24 protein-coding genes are annotated in these 23,897 nt (G+C 36.6%); 7 read left to right on the top strand and 17 right to left on the bottom strand.

Annotated elements, in window-relative coordinates; translation table 11 throughout:
• Positions 1 to 180 precede the first annotated feature (180 nt).
• A complete protein-coding gene (locus MKY27_RS06835; RefSeq protein WP_339198870.1) occupies positions 181 to 1,155 on the bottom strand; it encodes an alpha/beta hydrolase in 975 nt (324 codons plus the stop codon).
• A 179-nt stretch (positions 1,156 to 1,334) separates the two neighbouring features.
• Positions 1,335 to 2,582, bottom strand: a complete 1,248-nt coding sequence (locus tag MKY27_RS06830; protein ID WP_339198867.1) for a helix-turn-helix domain-containing protein — start codon at positions 2,580 to 2,582, stop codon at positions 1,335 to 1,337.
• Positions 2,583 to 2,773: 191 nt separating this feature from the next.
• Between MKY27_RS06830 and MKY27_RS06825 the strand changes: the two genes are divergently transcribed.
• Together MKY27_RS06825 and MKY27_RS06820 are read left to right on the top strand one after the other, a co-directional pair.
• Positions 2,774 to 4,066, top strand: coding sequence for an MFS transporter (locus MKY27_RS06825; RefSeq protein ID WP_339198865.1), 1,293 nt, complete (start codon positions 2,774 to 2,776; stop codon positions 4,064 to 4,066).
• A 720-nt stretch (positions 4,067 to 4,786) separates the two neighbouring features.
• Complete coding sequence (locus MKY27_RS06820) at positions 4,787 to 5,959, top strand: hypothetical protein (protein WP_339198862.1); 1,173 nt, start codon at positions 4,787 to 4,789, stop codon at positions 5,957 to 5,959.
• A 354-nt stretch (positions 5,960 to 6,313) separates the two neighbouring features.
• Here the strand turns inward: MKY27_RS06820 and MKY27_RS06815 are convergent, their stop codons facing one another.
• Positions 6,314 to 6,523, bottom strand: a complete 210-nt coding sequence (locus MKY27_RS06815; protein WP_241368462.1) for a hypothetical protein — start codon at positions 6,521 to 6,523, stop codon at positions 6,314 to 6,316.
• A gap of 51 nt (positions 6,524 to 6,574) precedes the next feature.
• Complete coding sequence (locus MKY27_RS06810) at positions 6,575 to 6,907, bottom strand: redox protein (protein WP_339198860.1); 333 nt, start codon at positions 6,905 to 6,907, stop codon at positions 6,575 to 6,577.
• A gap of 109 nt (positions 6,908 to 7,016) precedes the next feature.
• On the opposite strand from MKY27_RS06810, the gene MKY27_RS06805 reads away from it, so the two are divergent.
• Positions 7,017 to 7,277 (top strand): hypothetical protein, encoded by a 261-nt coding sequence (locus MKY27_RS06805; RefSeq protein WP_339176051.1) that lies wholly within the window; start codon positions 7,017 to 7,019, stop codon positions 7,275 to 7,277.
• A 266-nt stretch (positions 7,278 to 7,543) separates the two neighbouring features.
• Here MKY27_RS06805 and MKY27_RS06800 read toward each other — a convergent pair whose 3' ends face one another.
• The gene (locus MKY27_RS06800; protein WP_339198857.1) at positions 7,544 to 8,119 is read right to left on the bottom strand and encodes a 3D domain-containing protein; all 576 of its coding nucleotides are present in this window, start codon (positions 8,117 to 8,119) and stop codon (positions 7,544 to 7,546) included.
• A 322-nt stretch (positions 8,120 to 8,441) separates the two neighbouring features.
• On the opposite strand from MKY27_RS06800, the gene MKY27_RS06795 reads away from it, so the two are divergent.
• Positions 8,442 to 9,788 carry an MATE family efflux transporter gene (locus MKY27_RS06795; protein ID WP_339176049.1) on the top strand — a complete coding sequence of 449 codons (1,347 nt, stop codon included), beginning with the start codon at positions 8,442 to 8,444 and terminating at the stop codon, positions 9,786 to 9,788.
• Between the two features lie 108 nt (positions 9,789 to 9,896).
• Here MKY27_RS06795 and MKY27_RS06790 read toward each other — a convergent pair whose 3' ends face one another.
• Positions 9,897 to 10,325 carry a homoserine dehydrogenase gene (locus MKY27_RS06790; RefSeq protein ID WP_339176048.1) on the bottom strand — a complete coding sequence of 143 codons (429 nt, stop codon included), beginning with the start codon at positions 10,323 to 10,325 and terminating at the stop codon, positions 9,897 to 9,899.
• A 231-nt stretch (positions 10,326 to 10,556) separates the two neighbouring features.
• Positions 10,557 to 12,773: a YcdB/YcdC domain-containing protein gene (locus tag MKY27_RS06785; protein ID WP_339198854.1), complete on the bottom strand. Its 2,217-nt coding sequence runs from the start codon at positions 12,771 to 12,773 to the stop codon at positions 10,557 to 10,559.
• A gap of 158 nt (positions 12,774 to 12,931) precedes the next feature.
• Between MKY27_RS06785 and MKY27_RS06780 the strand changes: the two genes are divergently transcribed.
• Positions 12,932 to 13,123, top strand: coding sequence for a hypothetical protein (locus MKY27_RS06780; RefSeq protein WP_339176046.1), 192 nt, complete (start codon positions 12,932 to 12,934; stop codon positions 13,121 to 13,123).
• A 361-nt stretch (positions 13,124 to 13,484) separates the two neighbouring features.
• Here MKY27_RS06780 and MKY27_RS06775 read toward each other — a convergent pair whose 3' ends face one another.
• The 6 genes from MKY27_RS06775 to MKY27_RS06750 form a co-directional block, all read right to left on the bottom strand.
• Positions 13,485 to 13,751, bottom strand: coding sequence for a hypothetical protein (locus MKY27_RS06775; protein ID WP_339199651.1), 267 nt, complete (start codon positions 13,749 to 13,751; stop codon positions 13,485 to 13,487).
• An 85-nt stretch (positions 13,752 to 13,836) separates the two neighbouring features.
• Positions 13,837 to 14,100: a thymidylate synthase gene (locus MKY27_RS06770; RefSeq protein WP_339198851.1), complete on the bottom strand. Its 264-nt coding sequence runs from the start codon at positions 14,098 to 14,100 to the stop codon at positions 13,837 to 13,839.
• Positions 14,101 to 14,111: 11 nt separating this feature from the next.
• On the bottom strand, positions 14,112 to 14,642 hold the full coding sequence (locus MKY27_RS06765; RefSeq protein WP_339198848.1) for a peptide ABC transporter ATPase: 531 nt from the start codon (positions 14,640 to 14,642) through the stop codon (positions 14,112 to 14,114).
• A gap of 10 nt (positions 14,643 to 14,652) precedes the next feature.
• Positions 14,653 to 16,431, bottom strand: a complete 1,779-nt coding sequence (locus MKY27_RS06760) for a glycerophosphoryl diester phosphodiesterase membrane domain-containing protein (protein ID WP_339198845.1) — start codon at positions 16,429 to 16,431, stop codon at positions 14,653 to 14,655.
• Between the two features lie 30 nt (positions 16,432 to 16,461).
• Complete coding sequence (locus MKY27_RS06755) at positions 16,462 to 17,112, bottom strand: DsbA family oxidoreductase (RefSeq protein ID WP_339198843.1); 651 nt, start codon at positions 17,110 to 17,112, stop codon at positions 16,462 to 16,464.
• A gap of 115 nt (positions 17,113 to 17,227) precedes the next feature.
• Positions 17,228 to 18,589: an aspartate kinase gene (locus MKY27_RS06750; protein ID WP_339198841.1), complete on the bottom strand. Its 1,362-nt coding sequence runs from the start codon at positions 18,587 to 18,589 to the stop codon at positions 17,228 to 17,230.
• A 382-nt stretch (positions 18,590 to 18,971) separates the two neighbouring features.
• On the opposite strand from MKY27_RS06750, the gene MKY27_RS06745 reads away from it, so the two are divergent.
• Positions 18,972 to 21,146, top strand: a complete 2,175-nt coding sequence (locus MKY27_RS06745; protein WP_339198838.1) for a DNA topoisomerase III — start codon at positions 18,972 to 18,974, stop codon at positions 21,144 to 21,146.
• A gap of 88 nt (positions 21,147 to 21,234) precedes the next feature.
• Here the strand turns inward: MKY27_RS06745 and MKY27_RS06740 are convergent, their stop codons facing one another.
• The 4 genes from MKY27_RS06740 to MKY27_RS06725 all read right to left on the bottom strand — a co-directional run bounded on the left by MKY27_RS06740 (position 21,235) and on the right by MKY27_RS06725 (position 23,237).
• Positions 21,235 to 21,597 (bottom strand): hypothetical protein, encoded by a 363-nt coding sequence (locus tag MKY27_RS06740; RefSeq protein ID WP_339198835.1) that lies wholly within the window; start codon positions 21,595 to 21,597, stop codon positions 21,235 to 21,237.
• A 36-nt stretch (positions 21,598 to 21,633) separates the two neighbouring features.
• Positions 21,634 to 22,158 carry an AAA family ATPase gene (locus tag MKY27_RS06735; protein ID WP_339198831.1) on the bottom strand — a complete coding sequence of 175 codons (525 nt, stop codon included), beginning with the start codon at positions 22,156 to 22,158 and terminating at the stop codon, positions 21,634 to 21,636.
• Positions 22,159 to 22,168: 10 nt separating this feature from the next.
• A complete protein-coding gene (locus tag MKY27_RS06730) occupies positions 22,169 to 22,879 on the bottom strand; it encodes a Type 1 glutamine amidotransferase-like domain-containing protein (RefSeq protein WP_339198827.1) in 711 nt (236 codons plus the stop codon).
• 163 nt (positions 22,880 to 23,042) lie between these two features.
• A complete protein-coding gene (locus MKY27_RS06725; RefSeq protein ID WP_339198825.1) occupies positions 23,043 to 23,237 on the bottom strand; it encodes a hypothetical protein in 195 nt (64 codons plus the stop codon).
• A 221-nt stretch (positions 23,238 to 23,458) separates the two neighbouring features.
• On the opposite strand from MKY27_RS06725, the gene MKY27_RS06720 reads away from it, so the two are divergent.
• Positions 23,459 to 23,851 carry a glucosamine 6-phosphate synthetase gene (locus MKY27_RS06720; protein ID WP_339198822.1) on the top strand — a complete coding sequence of 131 codons (393 nt, stop codon included), beginning with the start codon at positions 23,459 to 23,461 and terminating at the stop codon, positions 23,849 to 23,851.
• Positions 23,852 to 23,897 lie beyond the last annotated feature (46 nt).

Genomic DNA, 23,897 nt, shown 5'->3' with positions numbered 1-23,897 from the left:
TTCACTTCCTTTAATGTTTGGAACCCCGGATTAAAATTCATTTACACTTATACCATGCTTATACATTTATCACAAACATATGTACAGCAGATATATGCAATTATTTTCAACTTAAAGACATTCCCACTTTACCCACATAAAAAAGAATGAAATCCGATGCGGAAATCATTCTTAATAAATTTATTTTACTTCTTCCACTTGGTCAGTAGTCGCTTTCACGCGGTCAAAGCCTACTTTAATCGCATTTACATATTCTTTAATTACTTTCTGAGCAAGTTCGGACTGTGGGTTCAGTGATTCAAAGCCATGGTATGCGCCGGGATATAAGTGAAATTCCACATCAACCCCTGCCTGTGCCAGTTTAGTTACATACGTAATAGTTTCGTCACGGAAAGGATCCAATTGACCAACACATGTATACGTATATGGAAGATTGCGATAATCTTCTGCCCTTGCCGGTGCTGCATAAATCGGTACTTCATCGTGACCGTGTAATTCACCTAAATAACATTTCCAGCCAAAATCATTCGTTTTTTGGTTCCAAATCATGCCTTCCGTAATTTCGTTAGCAGAAGGTGTATCGTTGCTATCGTTAATCATCGGGTAAAGTGGCATCTGGAAACAAATTGAAGGATATTCACGATCACGTGCCAGTAAAGTTAAACCAGCTGTCAAACCACCACCGGCACTTGCACCCGCTACACCGATACGGTTCTTGTCCACTTGCAGTTCTGCAGCATTGTCCGCAATCCATGCAAGCGCACTGTAGCAATCTTCAAGCGGTGCAGGATATGGATATTCCGGGGCTAAACGGTAATCTACGGAAACAACGACACAGTTTGCTGTCTCGACAACTTGTACACAAAGGTGATCATTGTCTTCAATGCTGCCCAGTACGTAACCTCCGCCATGAATCCACAATAAAACAGGTAATTCCTGTTCCTGGTGAGCTGGTTTATAAATACGAACACGAATTTCATTGTCATCAATGCCAGTTATGGTTTTATTAATAATATTCACTGTATCAGTGCTCGTTAACGGCAATACCGCCTGAGCCATACCTTCACGCATCGTTTCCAAGTGCTCTACTTTAAAATCAAAGTCTGTAAATGCTTCTAAACCGGCTAAAAATTCTGGATTTACTCGTTTGATCATCTTCATTCCTCCATCTCACAAAAATTGAACTCACTCTACTAATTTATTCATTCAATTTAATGATTAGAACTCTTGTAGATGAATATGGTGTGGAATATATTTTGAAGCAAATGGAGTAATTTTAACTAAGAGTAAAGAAAAACACGGAAATCTTTATGATTATCCGTGTCTTCTTATTATTATATGATTTCTTCATATGCATCGATAATGAACTGGATTTCTCTTGTGACTTTTAAACCTTTTACACCATCCATTGCATATAAAATATCACGTTTCGCATTTTCCTTATCTCCCAGTTTGAAGTAACATAAAGCCCTAACAGCAAATGTACGGTACATCATCGATAAATCAATCGGATGTTGATTGTATTCCAATATTTCGATGTCCTTTAATGTTTGCAATGCTTTTTCATACTGCCCAAGCATGTAATAGGCATAGCCATATTGCCCACTAAAGAAAATGTCCGTGCTGTATGAAAAGCCCTCTGGTGCAAAACTAGTTTCAAATTGGGTCGCAACCGTTTTTTTGTAATCTTTTTCGATTTGATTTGTATAGAGAAGCGTTACAAGCTGCTCCATGAGCGTTTCAGTCGGATCTTCCATAATTTCTGCAAATGCCCGGATTTTCTTTAAATAATAGGAAGCCTTCTCCCCTTCTTCTTTTGAACAGTGAATGAAAAACAAAAAGCGGTAAAAATCATTTAACCTATAAACGATTTTCTTTTCTTTTGCTAATTTTAAAGCTCTTTCCAAATAAACTTCCATTTGAACATCATCATTCAGCGCTGCATAGGAAACCGTAATATTATAGTATAAATCCAGTTTTTCAAGGTCGTCTATCAGATCCCCATATTTCTCGATATACTTTTCCCCTTCATGTAAATAGTGCAGACCTGCAGCATAATCTTTTTCCATAAACTTAATATTCCCCATCCGGGCATAAATCTTCAATATTTTCGAATAGCCATGGACTTGCTCATACATTTTGATTAACTTGGCAAATGGCTTTTCGGATAAATCCATTTTCGCAAAGTAGCGCATTGTTAAATACACTTCGTAAATGCGCACTTCCTCAAAAGTTGCCCCTTTAAGGCTGCCATTCTCATAAAATGGATGGATTAAATGATACAGTTCGAGCACTTTTTCATTTACTTTTTTATCATCATGCTCTTTATTGAGTGCTAAACGTTTTATTTCAACATCCCGGTATAAATCTTTTATTTGCTGATGATTTTCGGTTTGCATGAGCTCGGATACGTCGATGCCGAGCTGACTTGCAATATGTTGAAGGCTTTCCATTGATGGCTGTGCCTTTCCGTTTTCAATCAGACTGAGCATCCCTTTTGTAATTCGATCTCCCGCTACTTGGGCAAGCGTCATCTTGCGCTCTTTTCTTAGTTCTTTTATTTTGGCACCAATATTCAACACGTCGTCACCTCATTAAATACAGTTTACCAAAAATCATACAAAAGGCTAATATTTTAACCTGATTAAACATTTCACACAAAATAAATTCTAACACCTTAAAATATTTTTAATTAAATTAAACTTTTGGATTGTATTTCAAAATCCCACACCATATAATAAGTTTAATTAAATTAAACAAAGGGGTTTTGTTTATGAGTGAACAGCAGAAATTAAAAAGAGCAACGTATCATTTATACACGTTTCTAATAAGCAAAATGATTGGTGCGCTCGGGTCACATGTCTACAGCTTTGGTATCAGTATGTATATTTTATCGATGACAGGTTCTTCGCTTAGTTTTGCGACAAATATTATTTTAAGCTACTTGCCGCGCACAATCATGTCACCGATTGCAGGTCTATTAGGGGATCGTTTACCAAGGAAGTGGCTTGTACTCAGCGGGCAAGCCGGCGTAATACTTACAGTTAGCGGCTTATTGCTCTACACACATGAATTTGGATTATCTTTAATCGCCATATATATCGCTACAGTATTCAATAGTATTTTCAGTACATTTTCAGGAGTCGCATTTTCAGCTTCAATTGCCAATCTTGTCGATGAAGCTCGACTTCAGAAGGCAATGAGTTTTAATCAGTTGTCCTATTCTATTTCAGGTATTGGCGGACCGATTTTCGGTGGGATGTTGTTTGGTTTTGTTTCGATGGAAATGTTCCTGATTATCTTTATCGCAGCTTCTGTCATAACACTTATGTTGGAATCTACAATGAATTTTGTTCTTTATAAGAAAGTAAGCGTTAAAGAAAATGCGGAAAAAGAATCAATGTTTGAAAGCTTCATAGCCGGCTTTCGCTATGTCAATTCAAAACCGATTATTAAAGCCATTTTATGGACTGCACTTTGGCTAAACTTATTTTTCACTGCCATCAATGTTGGCGGAGATTATATTTTATTGACGATTTTGAAGTTAGATCCAAAGTATATCGGTTTTACAGAAGCTGGTGGTGCAATCGGCGTTTTAATCACATCCGTTTATTTCGCATCAAGAGCAACCGTCAAATTCCCATTACTTACTGTTAAACGATCTGTTTTTGCCTCTTCTGTTGTCGTCATTTTATCGGCCCTGCCGCTTATGATCACATTTTCGGCAATGATGAATTTCATCTATTATTTAATCATCATGTTTTTATTCGGAGCATTGGGTGTCATCACAAATACGCCGCTTGGTGTGTTGATGCAAACTTCAATTGAAGAGGAGTACCGGGGGCGTGTTTTTGGGATTATCGAAATGATGGCAATGAGTGCTATGCCTGTCGGGACACTTGTATTTGGTATTTTATACGAGTTCATTCCGGCTCAGTATATCTTAATCGTCAGCGGACTAATTTTAATTGGTATTGTTCTATTATTATTACGCCCTTCGATTTTAGAAATGGCTCACCCTGAACTGAAAAAAGTAAAGCTGGAAACAGAAGCAATAACTGAATAATAAATTTCTCTTCGAATTTGAGCTAATTTTCTATGTTAGCTCTTTTTTTATGTAATTAGCGGATAGATAAGTTTGATATACTGTTAAAGTTTCTGTACAATTTATAATGTAATAATTTTCATATTAGAAAGGCTGATATTCATTGAATTTCCACAACTATTATTTTGTTCCTGAAGGTAAATATTCAGAATTTCAGCAACTTTTGTCAAACAACCCGTCTCTGGACATTCAATTAGAAGATTATAATCAAAATTATAATTTTTATTACCAATTTGTTTATAATCTGTATACATATTTAACTATGGATGATGACCAATTAATATCGGATGATAATATACGTTTTCACTATCCTTTTCAGTCATATCTTCATGAAATAATCATTAAGCAATACGAGCTGCAAAGATTTAAAAAGAGAAAAAGCAATGATCCTTTAATCTGTTTATTATTTTCTGTTCTATTAAAAAGTAAATTAAAGCAGACAATCCAAAGTCTTATTGAAGAAAGCGGTTTCGAACCCGAATTACCATTGGAATTAATAAACTTTTACGAAAACAATCACATTGAATCCCCATCCAGTCAGACTATCAATTATATTCATAATCAATTTCTTAAACGATTAAAAGAACATATTTTTGTTGGCTCTTACTTCAGTCAATTGATAAAAGATACTATTGATCGCACAAATCGGTATTATTTAATCCATCAAAAGGAGTTTTAACAATGCATACAAGTTGCGAGACATCAGTACAACATAGTTTAAACAACGAATTGCGATTGATCGAACGTTCATTAACACTGAGCATAAAGCAATTTAAAACTTTCTATGCTAACAAACAGTTTGATGAAGCATTTGAACAGCTTCAATTTATTTTGGCCATCATAGAACGATCTAAAAACCCGGAACATTTGTCAGAAGCGTTAGTATGCTGTGTTAATTTTGCTTCGATCGTTTCTTCCATTCCACAAAGCGATATGCTGATCAACTCGATCATTCACACGATCGATACGGATTCTTTCCCTCAAAATTTGTCTATGTGCCACTATTTATTAAGCATCCATGCACTTGAAAATAACAACAACCTGGAAGCGGTTCAATATGCAAAGAGTGCATACTTCTATGCTTTGGAAATGAAAGAGGACCGATTATTTTACGAATGCAATGCACAGCTACAGCTCGTTACTGCCCTCTTGGAAATTGGTAGTTTTGAAGAAGCCCATAAATATATAGACCAGTTCAACTGGTATATTGAACATTGTAAAAACGATGCGGAAGTTGTCTTTGTCCATTCCATTCAGGCAAGTACAAACTTCTTAAAGCAAAATTACGAAATGGCCGTTTTTGCAATGTCTTCATTGTTAAAAAAATTTAACGAATCAAATGAAATTATGTATACTTCGTTTTTAGCAAGACACTTCTATCGGATTATCAGGAAGCATCCTGAGGCGAGCTTGCTATACGGCGATTTAATGACCCTATGCGAGCAAGTAATTGAACGACATAAATCCTATATACCTGCTGAACTGAATACTTCTCAAAATGTTCTGATTTATAACTCTAAGCAGTTTTATCAGCTTGCGGACACTTTTTTTGCAAAGCACATCAATGAAAATAATCTTATTTCCATGTACAAATTAGAGCTAAAAAGTCATATGAATTTCACAAAGTTATTTAATCTGATTGATAGTGAATCAGCCAACAATCAGCTTATTATTTACCCTTACAGTGAACAAAAGTTTTTACTGATTACAACCGATAAATTTCAGGATGTACTATTGAATAATAAACAATTTAAAAGCAGTTTAATGTATATTGGTTCTGCTGAAAATACCGAACAAAAAAGTTTTTACGAACTGTATAATGAACTGAATTTATCCATTATTAGCCGTAGTTAAAGCCAATATGATCAAAGTGGCTGGGACATAGGTAGAAAGACCGTTAAATAATAGGAAATCCTTTATTAAGAAACGGATTTTTTGCAAAATTGATTGGAATGGAGGGCGAGTGTAGCTGACGGCTACGCCTTTCGCTACAAGCAAAGCTTCCTGCGGGAATAGCGTGACGCCTGAGACTAGGAACAAAAGCTAAGAACGCCACGTCCTGTGGCAACGCTTTTGTGACCAACATCCTATTGGCCTCACGTCCGCGGAAAGCGTCCCGGAATGGAAATCAATTTTAACGCTCAGCAAAGAAACGCTATTTTTCTCTCAGAGAAAAATAGCGTTTTTTGATGTTACATAGATATTTGATTAGCGTGATTCTTTTGGTGGCTGGCACACTTCACATTTTTGCTGTTTATTTTCTTTGAATTTTTTCCAAGGTTTTTGGAATGTGTTCCCGCACGCACATTGGAAATCTAACTTTTGTGAAAAACCTTTAAATTCAGTTGATAATAATTTTGTATCTGTATTCTTTTCAACATATTCACGAATTGAATGGATTGTCCATTTTTTTGACATTAACTACACCTCCACAAGCTCTTTATTATAGCACGAAAGTTGATTCTTTCCTTAATTAAATAACCAATCTACAACAAAACCGAATCCTTTAAACGCAAAATAAAGAAAAAGGAGACCAATTATGATAAATCCTAAGCAGCCAAACACCCCGGAAAACATAAACAGCTTAAAATTAGGGCCTTTTCGATTGCCCCACTCCTCTTTTTTATCGCTCGTGACAGAGTTGATTGTATGGCAATGCGGGCATTCCTTAATATATGTTCTTTTCTGTTGTTTTTTCCCGTTAAATATTTGTATTTGCGATGAAAAGCGATCGGAAGAAAAATCAATTGTCATTTGTTCCTGACAGTTTCTACATTTTATTTCTACTTTTTTGCCCTCCATAATTAACCAACTCCTTTTTTGTATCAACTCACAATAAAACATATAATGAAAACTTTTCAAGCGTATATACATAAGGTAAGGGATTTGCCTTAGAATAGGAGGAATACATTTGAAAAGTGAAATGGATGCTACACCCTCTTTGGAGATAATTGCTGCCAGACTTGCCTATGCAGGTGCTGCTGTCACTACAATCGGCGATGTATTGGGTATGATTTCTGCCGGTATCGCGTTAAAGCTGCTTGAGGAACAAAATGGACAGCAACCATCCAATGATAAAGGTAATGAATCTGATTTTAAGCAAATGCAAAATGAAATCGATAAATTAATTCGGGAACTTCGCCAAATAAGAAAAATGATGGGTGCTCCCTAATCACGGTTGAACAAATATTTCCTGGAATCTGCTTCGATCCGCCGTTCACAATCATCACAACTAACGCTGGCTTGTCGATTTACTTTAAATTGCTGATAGTTTTTAGTGCCTTCCATCAATTTGAATGATTTCCGGCAATACCGGCAAGTAGTCTCATAAAAGAACATTTCACATTTCCATTCCTTTCGTAATATCTCTATTTATTATAACGTAAAATGAAAAAACCTATTGTGAGAAAGTATCATTCCCTCGCAATAGGCTTTGTTTTATGATTTTAGGATTTTTACAGTAACAGTTTTTCGTCCCCAGTTTTTAGCTGTCGCCTTTTTACTAATAAAGACGTCAATTTTTTTTCCTTTTATGGCACTGCCAATATCACCGGCAACTGCTATTCCATAGCCTTCCACCCATACTTTCGAACCAAGTGGAATGATTTTCGGATCAACGGCTATCACCTTCAAACTAGGGTTTTTACGTAAATTTAACCCTGTTTTCGTAATACCTGAACATCCTTTGCAACTTGCCGTATAGGCCGTTGCTGACATCTTAATTGTTTTTTTCACATTACTTGGATGTGTAGCGGATTTTTTTACTGTTGTTTTCTTTACTGCTGGTTTATTTTTAATATGGCTTGGTAGTTTAAGGACTTGTTTTACTTGTACTTTTGAAGTCTTTAAATCATTCAATGCCATGAGTTCTTTTACTGATGTATCATATTTCTTCGCAAGCATTGTTAAATTCTCGCCTTTTTTGATTGTATGTGAAGCTGCCTCTGACGTTCCTACAAAAATAAATGTGCTTGCGACCATAACCGCAATAAATGCTACTACTTTCTTGATCATACTTGAATATTTCCCTCCAGAAAAAGTGTCGTGAAAAATCTTTTTGATTCAACATGAACTAGCATAACCTTTCTATATTTCAGTAACATGACAACTACATACCACCTATATTACAATTCGATAACAAAAAGTCGAATTGTGTCGATAACATATTACAAATTTCTGAATAAACTTAACTATTTGACTAAATATAACTTCATTTCAACAAATTTCTAATGACTTTTTACCCTTTTTAAACGTATGAGTAAAAAACTATCCTATAGTAACAATTTATGCTAATATATTTTTTGTTTTGATTTTAACAATAGAAAGAGTGAACTGATTGGAAAAAGGCACGAAAGAATTAAGTTTATTTAAGTTAACATGGCCATTATTTTTAGAGTTGTTCCTATTTATGCTAATGGGATTAGCGGATACTTTTATGTTAAGTGCTGTGTCGGATGATGCAGTAGCCGGTGTAGGAACAGCCAATCAATATATACAAATTGCAATTTTATTACTGGGGGTTATCGGTACAGGTGCTTCCATTGTTGTTTCACAATATTTAGGATCACGACTAATTGCTGAAGCATCACAAATTGCTGCTTTATCGGTAACACTCAATTTGCTCGTCGGTTTAGTCATCAGCGGGTTATTTTTATTGTTTTCAGATGTTTTAATGAAGATGATGAACCTGCAAGGTGCTGTATTGGAAGCAGCGCAAAGCTATTTAGTCATTGTCGGAGGATTTATATTCGTTCAGGCTTTAATTACTTCTATGTCTTCCATTATTCGTGTACAAGGCTGGACGAAACAAACAATGTACGTTTCGCTTGCAATGAATATTGTGCACGTCGTTTTAAACTATATTTTAATTTTTGGGAAATTCGGGATGCCGGAACTAGGTGTGGAAGGTGCAGCGATTTCTTCTATTATTAGTCGTGTGCTTGCTGCGGCTGTTTTTTTCTGGCTCTTATACCAGGCGTTAGAAGTTCGTATCGAGTGGGCGGATTACTATCGATTGTCTAAAAACTATATTTCCAAAATATTAAAAATCGGGATACCCTCAGCATTGGAACAGGTGCTTTACCAGACAAATCAAATTGTCCTTCTCTATTATGTAACCTTTATAGGGGCCGAGGCATTGTCTGCCCGTCAGTATGCCGTGAATATATCGATGTTTACTTATCTTTTCGCCATGGCAATCGGGATGGCAACTGCTATTTTAGTTGGACGGTATGTCGGAGCTGGTGATAAAGAGTTGGCCTATAATAAAGTATGGTTTGGTGTAAAATCGGCACTGATTTTTACATTATCAATGGTTGCAATTATTATTCTCTTCAGAGAATCATTGATGGGCCTATTCACTAGTAATGAAGAAATTATTAAAATTGGGGCCAGTGTATTACTATTAAGTATTTTACTGGAAACAGGACGTACGGTTAACATTACAATCATCAATTCATTGCGTGCTTCCGGGGATGCCGCTTACCCTGTGCGTATTGGATTCGTTTCCATGATTTTGATCGGCTTATCGCTAGGTTATTTATTTGTCTTTGTTCTTGATTTAGGTCTTGTCGGTGTATGGCTGGCTATTGCATGTGATGAATGGATCCGTGCAATACTCGTTATTTTCCGCTGGCGTAGCCGAAAATGGGAACGCTATGCGATTGTCAGTTCAGATAAATAAGCATTGTAAAACATCCACTTCCTCTTATATGGAGGGTGGATGTTTTTTTCACCAAATGAATTACAATCAAAAACGCCTTCTGCAATTATATTGCGAAGGCGTTTTTGATTATTTAGATGATTCTTCAGTTGAAGCTTCTTCTGATACAGTTTCCTCAGTTACAGCTTCTTCAAGTTCTGCATTTTCTTCTGCCAGTAATGCTTCTTCAGCTGCACGACGTTTTGCTTCTTCAGCTGCTTTCTTTGCCGCTTCTTCAAGTGGTTTATTGACAACACCTAAGCACCAAATAAATTCTTCCCATGCCATGTTCCAACCTTTGAAAACTTCTTCAGAGTCGTCCCATTTCACTGAATAGGCGATTCCATCTTCAGTTTTTACAATAGAAAGTGATAAGTCCGCTCCAGCACGGTCACTTAGTAATTTAATTTTTCCCTCTTCATCAAAGCGTTCATCGATATTGTCCTTTTCTGTAAATGAACGGCTTTGCGCAATTTCAAAAAGAACATTACTATGAATTCGGTATTTATTTTTTTGCATTCTTTTCCCAACTTCCATTATTGATTCGTTACTTGTACTATCTTACAACGTTTCAAAAAAATTATCGCGATTTTTTTCAGTTTAGCACTTTAAATTATTTTATCACAAGTTGGTACAGTTAAACCACTAACGATTACACAAAAGAGAACGTATATTCCTTATTTTATTAAAAAATATTAAAAAACCCGTGAAGTGTTTAAAAACTTCACGAGTTTAGAAGTATAAAAGTGCTTAGTAGTAATATGAGCCGCTGTTTCGCTTTTCTGCAATTTCGTATGCAAGCTCAATAATGGATTTTGCAAGTTGTGCATATGTCACTTCTTTTTTCGGCAGGAACATTGATTGATCAGTACCTTGAAGTCCTAACACGTGTGAAATCGCTACATAGCCGATTTTTTCCGGATCCACATCAGCTGCATCTTTAATCTTTAACTGATAAATATCAGGATGCTTTGCTGCTTGTTCAAGACCAAGTGTACGGATGTACCAAACGGCTAATTGTTCATTTGTTACTTTTTGGTCGATGTTCAATTCATCTTCAAGCGGATTTAAGATACCTAGACGTGTTGCCGTTTCCACTACATTATAGTAAGGATGTTCCGGATTAATATCTTCAAATGAAACAGGTGGCTGCTCCTGACGGTATGCATAATAATCTTCATAGAAATAAGTGATGGATTTTATTATTGTTTGTAATGCCTGCCCTTGAGAAATGGCTGTATCCGCATTGAAACTTTTCGGATCATTTACCTCAATCGCACCTGCCTGGATTAAATAGTTCAGTTCCTTTTCGGCAGTCGGGTGAGTAACTTTCGCTTTTTCAGTTTGAGCATATGGACTGAAAACTTCACCGCTGTTCACATCGATTTGATAGTACTCTTGTCCCTTCACTGTCGGCACATATACGAGTTCGTATTTTCCGTCTTCATTTTGCAGTCTGTGGTAAACAAGCTTAACATCCAGTGCATCAGCAAACAGCTTTTTCGCCTCTTCACTTGAAACTGATGCAGCAGCATCCGGCCATTCCTCAATTTCTAATGGATAGCGGTAGAATGATTTTAATTTCCCTTCATCATCGATTGTTACCGAAAGACTGTCACCATTTACAATCAGTCCGTTTTTAATTCGCGGGAAATTCACATAATGCACTTTCGATTCTTTATCATAAACGGGTTCTGTATTTGCCTTAGCATATTCATGTACAGATGTCGGAGCAAGTTCCTTCACATACTTTTCAGCTGCTGCTAAAACTTTATCCTTATCCAATCTTGGTACTGAGTTTTCCGTTTCATCATCTTCAAACGGCATTGGACTATAGAAATCAGAGTATGAAATAAGTTCCCCGGTATTTTTATTGAACTCGATCGAAGAACCGAATGAACCGTTTCGGTAGCGGTAAGAATATGAAACACTGATTACTGCCTGGTCATTCATTTCATGTTCATAGGCATGGTCAATCGTGAATTTAGTTGTATTCCCCTGGCTCTCTACTAACTGTTTTGCGATTTCTTTAGCATCGTCAATAGTAATTGGTGATGGTTCTTTTAATTGTTTTGGAGCAAGCGGTTGTAACGCTAACTTGTTATTTAAAGAATCCATCTTACCTGTAGTTGTTGCCCATTTATTTGATGTTGCATGTAATCCAATGACATTTGGCGCTGGCAAGTATACAAGTTTTACAGAAGGTTTGGAAGACATCGACATATAATCAATCGAATATTGCAAAGTTAAATTTAGTTGATCCTTCATCTTTTCTAAAGCGGCTTCTTTAGAAACTACATTTGTCGCCTCTTCAAATGACATCCGTTTTTGTTCCGGACTCACTTGTGTGAAATACTGGATTTTGCCATCGCCAAGTACACTTACTACCATCGACTGATCCTGAATTGGAATATCTTTTTCAGTTGAAGTGAAGCTGTAGTTATACGTAATTGGATCCGTTATGAGACGGCTGTAATAACTAGGTGTTTCATTTGATAATACATAATTGGAAGACGACGCAACTTTCTTAACGAAATCTTCTGCAATTTTACGTCCTTGCTCTTCCGTTATTTTCCCTGGGAATAATGCATCCTTCATACTTGCAGGATTGAAATATAAGTACTCTATTTCAAGATTGTCCGATCTGAATGATACACTACCGCCCTCCATTTGTTTGTTAACTTTTTTCTGGAATGTTAGCTCATAACGTGTCGTCAAATCGTCTGCATAATGATAGCTCATCGATGTCATTTGGAAATCACTGTTAGAGTATGTAGCAAACATCTCCGGTAATTTCGTCTTTAAAATCTGAATCAGCTGTTCTTTTGTGACACTTTCGTCTGTCATCGCAACATAGATGGGCACCCTTTCATCTTTCGGGTTAATAGATGCCTCTGCAAGAGCAGGACTGGCAAGCAATCCTAGAGAAACAATCGACATGCCTAGAGTGGTTGTCCATTTTTTCATTTTAATTCCTCCTTTGTTTTCTCTCTATTATACGCCAAAATATTGGCAATAGTTTCAATATATTGTCTTTTAAATAAAAATATTCCTTTTTACCCAAGTAGTTAGGAGAGATTGTGTTCGAAAGTGAGTCATGATAGAATCTTTCAGAGGTGAAGTTCGTGAATATTGTAACAGCAGGAATGCTAATATCATTTTCCGGCATTATTGTCGTTTGTTTAGGTTTGTTTGGCGTCCTGCCTAATACTAACCAAACATTAAATTATGTATTTATCGGCATCGGATGGGTATTTATCCTATTCGGCATCGTCATCCGTATTATCGGTATGAAACTAGAACGGAAAAATAAATAAAGAAGAGGCCAGGACATAATCCAAAAAAGCTATTTTTCTCTGAGAGAAAAATAGCTTTTTTTTGGCTGAGCGTTAAAATTGATTTCCATTCCGGGACGCTTTCCGCGGGCGTGAGGCCAACAGGATGTTGGTCACAAAAGCGTTGCCACAGGACGTGGCGTTCTTAGCTTTTGTTCCAAGTCTCAGGCGTCACGCTATTCCCGCAGGAAGCTTTGCTTGTAGCGAAAGGCGTAGCCGTCAGCTACACTCGCCCTCCATTCCAATCAATTTTGCAATATATCCATTTCTTAATAAAGGCTTTCCTTTTATTTAGCAATAATTCTACTTATATCCCGGCCTCTTCTCCTTTTTAAATTCCTTTTTAAACAAGTTCCTCTTCAAGCAAATAATATTTTGCTCCGTATAGATCCACTTCATAGGTAATGACACCAGATGTACTTATGTGAATGTTCGTAACTTCCCCTACCTTATCAATAATATGAGCTTCATAAAATTTGCGATAATGGTAGGTTTCACTATCTAAATGTTCATCGATTAAGATGATCTTCACAGTATCCATTACTTGAAATTTCGGCTGATACTGTTCAAACTCCAGATCAAATAAATTTAGCTGACGCAAAAAATTCACCTGCCAATATGTATTCAATCAATACATTCGACAAGTGAATTTAATTTCCTTTATTTAGGCGAAACGTATACAAAATTGATGCCAATCAGCTACGTTCATCCTGCATTTTTGTTAACGGCAAAATCGTCTCATTCTTTTTCTGCTCCGGCTTTAAATAAATGACCAGTTCTTGCTGGTATGTACCATTTTCCAGTAAATAATGATCCAGTGTGTGGCTGTCATACTGGTAGCTGCCAAACGGAAACGAAACGCTTTCGCCCTTGACGGCAGCAAGCAGTCCCGCCACATCTTGACTGACCATTTGCAATACTTCTTCAGCCGTTTCTGTTAATACAAATACAACATTCATCTTTTATTCTCCTATACTCCAATAAATAGTGTCGCCTGCGCAATTGCAATGTAAAATGCCGGGTCCTGTACAGGCGCTTCTTCCCAAATAACGAGCTTAACCGAAAACAAATCCGATTGTTCATCATAAACAGCAAGCCACCTTGCGATAACCTCATCATTAATAATAAAGTTGGACCAGTCTTCCATTTCTTTATCGATTTTCATTTTAAATTTTTCGTTTGAAATAAATAGTTCCGGAACACCAATACGCCAGTTTTCATAATTAATAATATATTTTTCGTTTAGAACAAGATCTTTTCCTTCAAACCACACTTTCCCACGTCTGAAAATCTTCTTCACTTCGAAGACTGGTTGTCCATCATTACGAAGCACCGCATATTTTAAAAAATAGCGGTGATCGAAATAGCCGTCCAGCAGTTTTTTCAACCCATTATCATATATGCGTTGAACTTTCAGGACCTGCTCTCCGGACTCATTGTAAACTGGCCGCTGTTCCGTAGATTTTATATCCCCTAATACTTCGTACGTATAAGTCTGCATTGATTTCCCCTTAATAAATAATCTTAATTTTGTTGAGTATCCTTTGTATAAAATTTTGCTTTTCATCAAATTTTTCACGTTTTGAAAGTGCTTCATCCGGATGGTCGGTAATAACGCCATTTACATTTTTCTCATAAAATTTCTGCATATCCGCTTCATCATTTATCGTCCAGACGAACAATTCCATGCCGCGATCCTCAACCTGCTTCTGAATATTTTTCGTCGCAAAGGACTGCTCTACTGAAATAAAGTCCGCATTGGATTCCGGTAACTTACCGTATGCGATAGAGTATATATGCCCGGTATGAATCCGGGGTTCCATGTCTTCAAGCATTTCCATTGTCGGTATATCAGGTGATTGAACATAATGATAATCCAAGGCATCATATTCATCAAGCAGATCCACAAAGCGCTGTAGAAAGTCTTCTGTTTCAAAACCATGTGTTTTCAACTCAATAAGCAATTTTATATTTAAATCATGACTCATTTCAAGCACTTCCTCAAAAGAAGCAATCGTGTCGCTGAAACCATCCGCCAAAACAGTTGTTGTGACTAATTCATTCAGTGTTAAATCATAGATGATATCATCTTCACCTGACAAACGTGATAAAGTTTTATCGTGATGAACGACAAAATCCCCATCCTTCGTTTGCTGAATATCGATTTCCACCATATCTGCCTCGGCCTCTTTTGCCGCCTCAATCGCATTCAAGGTGTTCTCCACACCGCCATCCATAAAACCTCGATGGGAAATGATGTTTGTATCCGGTTCGTAAATCGTCTTTTCCAAACTGATTAAATTAATACCGCTCACAAGGAAAAAAGCGAATACGACAATGATAAAGGTCCACTGACGAATTGTTTGTCTAAATGGTTCCTCCTGAACGATTAATGGTTTGTGACGTGTTAACTGAAATGCTACCATAACAAGTAACTGGGTAAAGAACACTTGCAATATAGTGAAAAACAGGATGATAACGCCCTGTGCAAGTGTCAATGTAAAGCTTGCAGTAACAAGGCCCCAATCCGGTTTAATTTTTTCGATGATAAATAACGGTGTCAATATTATGAATAACGCGAATAATAAAAGCGTTAAATTAACAAGAACAATAAGGCCGATCATCCCGATTGTCTCGAGTAGTTTTCTTTTCGAAAACTGCCAGCTCATTTTTAAAGCCTTAAAAATTGTAAGCTCTTGGTAAACCGTAAAAAATGGCCATGTAAAAATAAATCGTAAGCTTATAAAACTCATTATAATTATTAGCACAACATATAGAATCGTGCCATTACGTGAATTTAAAAGTTCATCTATAATAAAGCTTGGTACATTGATATTTTGAATCAATGAAACTGGCAATAAGGAAGAAATAAGCGGAATTAATAACAGTAGATAAACGACAATCAGTAATGTCTGCAAACTAACAAAATAGACAACCTTCTGATTTAATCGTTTTAATAGTTCTTTCCATGTATATGGAATCGCGCGCTGCTGATAGTAGGCAAGTAATATTAAAAATCCTAATTCATAATAAATGAATACAATTCCAATAAAAAGAATAATTCCTATTCCAAATAACGCAAAAGGATTTGTCAGTAAGTAAAGGATACTGTCCTGCGTTATGACCTGCACCCCTGTAATATCCATGACAATAGCTGTTATGAGCCAGATGAGCGGCAGTAAAATAAATGCCTGCACAATACGCAAAATCGCAAATGTCCGTATATAATCGACTCGGTAATAATATAAATTTCTGAAAATCAGTTTAATAACTCGTTTTATTCTTTCCACAAGACTTCCTCCAACTAGTAAACTCTATCTCTATTTTTGATTTTTTTTCATATATTCCTTCGTTTGAAGCAATGTATTGGTAAATACCTCTATTGGTTCAACCCCTCTGATTCCGTAATGGTCTTCAAATACGAAAAAAGGAACACTTGATATTTGCAGTTGCTGGGCCTCATAGCGATCCAACATTAACTCTTCCGTGAATTGTTGTTCCTTTATTATTTTTTGTGCCATGTTCCGGTCGATGCCAATTTGTTCACAAATGGCCAACAGTGCTTCCGTGTTGTTTAAATTTAGTCCTTCCGAAAAGAATTTTTCCATCACAATATTTACAAACTCCAATTCTTTTTCATAAAGCTTAGCCAGCTTACATAAGCGATGGGCATTTTTTGTATTGGCCAGCACTACCTTATCAATGTTGAATAGGACACCTGCCTCCTTTGCATGCATTTCCAACGCTTCCATAAATTCTTCCGTTTTACGCAGATCATTATTTTTCTTTTTAAAGATCGTATCGACATATGATATTGTTTCCGATTTTGAAGCTTTAGGATTTAGCTCGAATGCCCTGTAAACAACTTCCGTTTCCTCATCTAAATTTAACTGTTTAATAGCTTGGAATAACTTCGTTTTCGCAATATAACAAAACGGACAAGCGAAATCAGAAAAAATTTCTATTTTCATTTTGTCTCCCCCTCATTTTTATGTACTTATCCCTCTATTCTATGGCTTTTTTATTACATTACCCAAAATTCCAAAGAAAAAAGCCGAACCCAATGTGGATTCGACTAAATATTATCTAAAACGAAGTAATTGTTGCAAAAAACTCTTCATAAAGTCCCTTTAAAATTTGATCTTCAAATTCTGAACGAACACCAAACACAAGACTAACTTCCGAAGAACCTTGATTAATCATTTCAATATTCGCACCTGTTGCAGAGATTGCCGTTGCAGCTCGAGCAGCCAAGCCTGTATTATGGCGCATACCTTCCCCGACAATGACAATCATTGAAAAGTTATGGCTGAACTGAACATCATCTGCACATAGTTCATTTTTAACGCGTCTTACAATACGTTCTTCATTTTCAGGTGTCAGCTGGCTTGAACGCATAATAACTGAAATATCGTCTAAACCAGATGGTGTATGCTCATAGGAAATATTTTCTTCTTCAATAATTTGAAGAAGCTTGCGGCCAAAGCCAACTTCCCGATTCATTAAATATTTTGATACATATAATATTGAAAAACCGCTGTCCGCCGAAATCCCTGTAACCGGGCGATTTGTTGCAGGACGCGTTGGTAAAATCAACGTGCCTGATGCAGACGGGTTATTTGTGTTTTTAATATTGACCGGAATACCTTGTTTATAGACCGGCATCAATGCCTCATCATGGAATACGGAAAAACCTGCGTACGATAATTCACGCATTTCGCGATACGTAATTTCTTTAATATCGACTGGATCATTTACGACTTTAGGGTTTGCAGCGAATACACAGTCCACATCCGTAAAGTTTTCATATAGCTTTGCCCCAACGGCAGATGCCAAAATGGAACCAGTAATATCAGATCCGCCACGGTCAAATGTACGTAAAATGCCTGCCTTTGTATAACCGAAGAATCCAGGGAAAATGATAATCTCCTCTGTATTTTTCAATACACTCAAGTTTTCGTATGCTTCCGGCAGTGCATACGTACGTTCCGGAAAGTCATTTAAAATCAGCTTATCTTTTGGACTTATATATTTTGCAGGCATGCCAATTGCATTAAAATAACACGCAATCAGTTTTGCGTTGTTATCTTCACCGCTTGCTTTTATATTATCTAAGAATAAGTCTTTGTTTGACCAATTTTCTGTCACACGCCCGCGTATATCCTGTTCAATAATATCGGAAATTGTATTGTCTAAACCAAGATCTTCAGCGATATTACGGTAACGGTCTACTACAGCTTTAATTTTTGCTTCAACATCGCCTTTATTAATTACGGTGTTTGCTAAATCTATTAATAAATCCGTCACTTTAATATCATCACTTGAACGCTTACCAGGCGCCGAAACAGCGACAATCTTTCTTTCAGGATTAGACTTCACAATGCTTGCTACTTTTTTGATTTGTTCTGCACTCGCGACAGATGTGCCGCCAAATTTACATACTATCATCTCATCATATCCTTACTCTCAAAATTGATGTTTGTACTCACCGAAAAAACATTTGACTTTACACAGTGTACAAATTTATCCTATTTCAGTCAAGACTATTCAGTAAATTCATTAATCTATTTAGTCAAAATACGAATAATTCGTCATTTTGTCAATATATTATATGAGATTTTCATAAAAAATGATATTTATTTGTTCAAATTTATAACATTTTTACAATAAAAAATAATTATCTCTGTTAGGCTAAAGAAGTGACAAAATAGTGAAACAATTCCCCTCACAATCCTTCGCAACGAAAATTGTTTCATCCCCCATTCTGCTGTAAATTACTCTATAATTATTACTATAGGATTTGTAATTATTATTAGTAGGAGAAGGATATATGAAAATAGTAATTGCAGAAAAACCAGATCAGGCAGCAAAATTGGCTGCCCCATTTTCATTTACTAAAAAGGCCGGGTATTTTGAAGTTAAGCCAAACACGTACTTTCCGGAAGGTGCGCTCATTACATGGGCGATCGGTCATCTATGTGAATTGAAGGCCCCGGAAGAATACAACGCCTCATGGAAGAAATGGACATTGGAAACATTGCCGATCATTCCGGACCGTTTCGAATACAAGGTTACAAAGGCAAAATATAAGCAGTTCAATATTATTAAATCACTTGTGAAAAGACCGGATATTCGGGAAGTTATCATCGGCGGGGATGCAGGGCGTGAAGGTGAACTCATTATACGCACCATTTTAAAAGTATGCGGTGTGAATAAACCAATGAAACGTTTATGGATCTCTTCGTTAACGGAAAATGCGGTGAAAAATGGTTTTGCCAATTTACTGCCGGAAGAGAAAACGAGAAATATTTATTTTGAAGCAATGAGCCGCTCCTGTGCCGATTGGCTGATCGGTATTAATACGTCCAGATTGTACACGGTGCTGCTTAAACGAAATGGAGTAAAAGATGTTTTCTCAATAGGAAGAGTACAAACACCGACATTGGCGCTCATTGTAAAACGGGAGCATGAGATTGCGAACTTTAAACCTGAACCTTTTTGGGAAGTGGAAGCAGAATTTAATTTTAACGGCAAAATACTCAAAGCGAAATGGCATAAAAACAACGTGACAAGACTTCTCGAGGAACGTCAGGCAATTGCTGCAGCCAACTTTTGCCTCAATAAAAACGTGGAAATTACAAATATTAAAAAAGAAAAGAAGGAATATGCACCTCCCCTTTTGTTCAATTTGTCTGCGCTACAGGCAACAGCAAACAAAGCTTTTAAATTTTCACCGCAAATGACGCTCGATATTTTACAGAAGCTCTATTTGAAAGGCGTCGTTTCCTATCCAAGATCGGATTCACAATTTCTGACGAACGAGGAAGCAAAAACATTACCGGCGATTCTTGGACAGTTAGGCAAGTTGGAGCAATATAAAAATCTGTTACCGCCACCGGTAACTTCCCTTCTGAACAACAAAAGATTTGTCAATGAAAAAAAGGTAACCGATCACCATGCTATTATCATTACCGAGCAAGTTCCGAATATGGCAAAGCTTAGTGCGGAGGAAGCAAAAATTTATGATTTAGTAGCAAGGCAGGTGATTGCGGCTCATTACAATAATGCCGTATTCTCCTATACGACAATTCACTCAATTGTCGATCAGCGCGCGGAATTCATTTCCAAAGGGAAAGTGCTGCTGGAGGAAGGTTGGCGCAAAGTAATTCATCATTCGAAAGATAATGCCGACAAAGATGAACTGCTCCCCCTTCTTCAGGAAAATGAACAAGGGACGGTTGTAAAAGCGAATGTCAAGAAAGGTGAAACCCAGCCGCCAAACCGCTATTCGGAAGGTAATCTCATTACAGTCATGAAAACCGCAGGCAAACATTTGGAAGATGTGGAACTGGAGAAGGTATTATCGAAAACAGAAGGATTAGGTACGGAAGCTACGCGCGCTGGTATTATCGGCACACTGAAAGACCGGAACTACATCGAAGTGAGGAAAAACCAGGTGTTTGCAACGACGAAAGGAATGCTGCTCATTGAGGCACTGGGAGAAAGCATTTTAACGTCCGCGTCCATGACAGCGAAATGGGAGCAACGACTTTCTGAAATTGGTGAAGGGAACGCATCTCCCCAAGTATTTATGGAACAGGTAAAAAAACTGGCAGATAAATTGATAGCAGATGCCGGCGAGCGGGAAAAAGAATGGGCATTCAATCAACACGATGTGGAGAAGATTACTGAAAACAATCCCTATACTAAAAAATATAAGAAAGAAAAAACAGTTGTCGGGAAATGCATACTTTGTGATGGCTCCATTGTTGACCACGGTACTTTTTACGGTTGTTCAAATTATAAAAAAGCCAACTGTAAATTCTCGGTTTCCAAAAAAATTCTCGGAAAAACGATAACGCAAACGAACCTGAAAAAATTATTAGCTTCCGGCGAAACCGATTTAATCAAAGGATTTAAAAAAGGCGGTAAAATCTTCAACGCCCATCTCATTTGGGATGAGAAGGAACGAAAGACAAGCTTCAAGTTTACCAATACAAAGTAATCAACTTCCTTTAAAAGATACACCCCGAAAGTTAAATCGAACATTTAACTTTCGGGGTGGTTACTTGAAAAGGCATCTATTACAACTATCATTTTAAAGGTAATTGGATTGTTTCCGATTGATTGTTCCACTCTATATTCGCTTTAAGTTCTGATCCTTCCGTTGCATTCGAACAGCCATATGGCAGAAAAAACATACCATTTTCATCTAAAGAAATGGAGGCTCCTTCTGTATTATCAACACTAAACTCCAATTGCTCTGGCATCGGATCATTACCCAGATATTTTATATAGCCTTTAGTAGCGTTGCAGCCACTATCATCTGTCACTGTATATTGGACTCTCCAATTTTCACTTTCACCAAAAAACACATAATCCTTTTGTATGCAGGCAGTTAAAAGAGTAACACTAAACAAAATTAAAATTCCTATTTTCGAACTTACGCGTTTCAATACAACACCTCCACAATTTGCAGATCTCAGTATGGCTTACTCCTTGATAAAACCAATCACATGATCTATGTATCTCACTAAAGGTTGCTTCGTATCTACAACTATATATGACCCTTTATTTGGTTTCTTACTATTTTCAATGGTAAATTTAAATGTTTCTTCTGAGCTGACCGCTTCAATTTGACTAACCATTCTATTTCGACTTTTTAATCTATTATTAATTTCTTGAAAATCGTTCAGATAACACTCAACGTATTTGTAAGTGGCATTATACTTTTTTGACAATTTTATACCTTGCTCCACCATTTCCTGATAAAGGCAAGGACTATCTAAAATGACATTTTGTCCTTGTGATAAATGAAATTCCACTAAAGACCAATCAACATTATAGGCAATCTTACCAATAAGCTTTTTCTCAATTGAAATTTCCTCAAATGACGTTAATAGCGAAGATTTTACAATGTCATGATCTATTATGACTGCCCCTGTTCTCTTGGCAATTTGTCGAGAAAGCGTTGACTTGCCAGACCCCGGGAATCCGGACATTTGTACAAAAAACATATTTAACAACTCACTTTTTAAAATTTTGTTGACCCAAATACTCTACTGGGAGTTCCCTTTCAATTATGCCGTTTTCCCAAAGCATACTGTACGCTTTGGCATCAGGTCTGGAACTAACCACTTTATAAATTTCCCGGCCTTTATAATGAACCGCAACACCATCATCAACAGCAATTCCTGATTGTATTTGATTGGACTCGATCAGCTTATGATATGCAGGTCTTCTTTCCTTTTCACCATCGTAATGCGGACAATTACTCCCATTTAATAATCCCAGGCAATCTATTGGTTCAAGTCCATCTCCAAAAGAATCTGTCACCCCCTGCTCAAACCAACAGATTGCCCCTGCACTTAACCCCGCTAAAATAACCCCCTCCTCCCAAGCTTTTCTTAAAATATGGTCTAATCCCCAATCCTTCCACAAAGCTAAAAGGTTTTTCGTGTTTCCCCCACCAACATATAAAATGTCTTTCTCTAAAATAAAACTTTCCAAATCCCGTGATGAAGGGTTATATAGAGATAAATGTGAGGGATCACAATTTTGTGTATTAAAAAAATGATAAAACCTGGATATGTATTGTTCAGAATCGCCGCTTGCTGTAGGAAGAAAACAAATTTTCGGTTTTGCCGTTTTCGCCTGCTTCAGAATATATCGATCCAATAGCGGGTTATCTGGTTCCATTGAAAAGCCCCCGCCGCCCATCGCAATTATTTGTTTCATTTCGGTACTCCTTTCAATAATCAAAAGTATTTTATTTTGCCACCATGTTTTGACCTTAATTAATATATTCTACAAAGTTCACGATACTCCTTGAGTTAATCACAAAAAGAGCATTGTCACTTGAACAATGCTCTTTTATAAATCGATTAAATAAGTTGTTGTCTTATACCCCGTCTAAAACTGTTAATAGCGCAATCGTAATACATGACATCATAATCGTGAAGGCACCTGTCATTACATACACATTAAATTTGGAATCCTGATTATTTCGCGATTTATCAATGATGATTGCTAAGTTTAAACAAAATAAAACGGCTAAAATCGGTGTACCATATACTGCCATAAAAATAAAAAACATTGTGTCCTCCAAAGTATTGATAAATTCTCGTTCTCTTTAACCTATCTTTATAGTAACAAATCTTACTATGTTAACGTTTAATCTTATTAGACTGATCCTGTTAGTTTCCATGACCTACGTATCGAAAGTACTCCTTTATCAAGCTAATTATTATGCCGATGTAGAAAATATTAACATTAAAATGTTATACTGATAATACAAATATAGGGGGGATTTATTTTATGGAGAAAAGAAAGAGGACGATATTTTGGATTATACCAATCGGGGTAATTGGTATATTTTTTTACTTTTTTGGTCCACAAAAAGCCGTAACAGATAATGACTATATTACATATATTCATGCGACACCCGTTATGGAAAATAGTAATATTACAACAGAAGAAGCATTCAAAAACTATTGTGAAGAGAGCCGCTGGGAATACTTCCAGACTAAAATGATGGAGCATGTTGTAGAATTTAAAGGTAAGTGCAAAATTGACAACAAAGTACAGCCTGTTAATTTGCAATATATTGTTGAAAAAGGACAAACAGATTACCGTATTGGCGCAATGCTTGTAAATGGCGAACAGCAATCCGAAGATCAGCGAACAGAGTTTTTGAATACACTTCAATAAGATATTACAAAGTGGAAACTTCATAAGCTTCCACTTTTTTCCATCC

This window comes from Solibacillus sp. FSL R5-0449 (assembly GCF_037975215.1).
Classification (GTDB): domain Bacteria; phylum Bacillota; class Bacilli; order Bacillales_A; family Planococcaceae; genus Solibacillus.
This window is presented reverse-complemented; position numbering and strand designations above follow the sequence as displayed.

What these genes read in the sequence shown, in the direction of transcription:
- MKY27_RS06835 (WP_339198870.1), bottom strand. Translation starts at nt 1,155, where the DNA reads ATGATCAAACGAGTAAATCCAGAATTTTTAGCCGGTTTAGAAGCATTT.
- MKY27_RS06825 (WP_339198865.1), top strand. Translation starts at nt 2,774, where the DNA reads ATGAGTGAACAGCAGAAATTAAAAAGAGCAACGTATCATTTATACACG.
- MKY27_RS06820 (WP_339198862.1), top strand. Translation starts at nt 4,787, where the DNA reads ATGCATACAAGTTGCGAGACATCAGTACAACATAGTTTAAACAACGAA.
- MKY27_RS06815 (WP_241368462.1), bottom strand. Translation starts at nt 6,523, where the DNA reads ATGTCAAAAAAATGGACAATCCATTCAATTCGTGAATATGTTGAAAAG.
- MKY27_RS06810 (WP_339198860.1), bottom strand. Translation starts at nt 6,907, where the DNA reads ATGGAGGGCAAAAAAGTAGAAATAAAATGTAGAAACTGTCAGGAACAA.
- MKY27_RS06800 (WP_339198857.1), bottom strand. Translation starts at nt 8,119, where the DNA reads ATGATCAAGAAAGTAGTAGCATTTATTGCGGTTATGGTCGCAAGCACA.
- MKY27_RS06790 (WP_339176048.1), bottom strand. Translation starts at nt 10,325, where the DNA reads ATGCAAAAAAATAAATACCGAATTCATAGTAATGTTCTTTTTGAAATT.
- MKY27_RS06785 (WP_339198854.1), bottom strand. Translation starts at nt 12,773, where the DNA reads ATGAAAAAATGGACAACCACTCTAGGCATGTCGATTGTTTCTCTAGGA.
- MKY27_RS06770 (WP_339198851.1), bottom strand. Translation starts at nt 14,100, where the DNA reads ATGAATGTTGTATTTGTATTAACAGAAACGGCTGAAGAAGTATTGCAA.
- MKY27_RS06765 (WP_339198848.1), bottom strand. Translation starts at nt 14,642, where the DNA reads ATGCAGACTTATACGTACGAAGTATTAGGGGATATAAAATCTACGGAA.
- MKY27_RS06755 (WP_339198843.1), bottom strand. Translation starts at nt 17,112, where the DNA reads ATGAAAATAGAAATTTTTTCTGATTTCGCTTGTCCGTTTTGTTATATT.
- MKY27_RS06750 (WP_339198841.1), bottom strand. Translation starts at nt 18,589, where the DNA reads ATGATAGTATGTAAATTTGGCGGCACATCTGTCGCGAGTGCAGAACAA.
- MKY27_RS06745 (WP_339198838.1), top strand. Translation starts at nt 18,972, where the DNA reads ATGAAAATAGTAATTGCAGAAAAACCAGATCAGGCAGCAAAATTGGCT.
- MKY27_RS06735 (WP_339198831.1), bottom strand. Translation starts at nt 22,158, where the DNA reads ATGTTTTTTGTACAAATGTCCGGATTCCCGGGGTCTGGCAAGTCAACG.
- MKY27_RS06730 (WP_339198827.1), bottom strand. Translation starts at nt 22,879, where the DNA reads ATGAAACAAATAATTGCGATGGGCGGCGGGGGCTTTTCAATGGAACCA.
- MKY27_RS06725 (WP_339198825.1), bottom strand. Translation starts at nt 23,237, where the DNA reads ATGTTTTTTATTTTTATGGCAGTATATGGTACACCGATTTTAGCCGTT.
- MKY27_RS06720 (WP_339198822.1), top strand. Translation starts at nt 23,459, where the DNA reads ATGGAGAAAAGAAAGAGGACGATATTTTGGATTATACCAATCGGGGTA.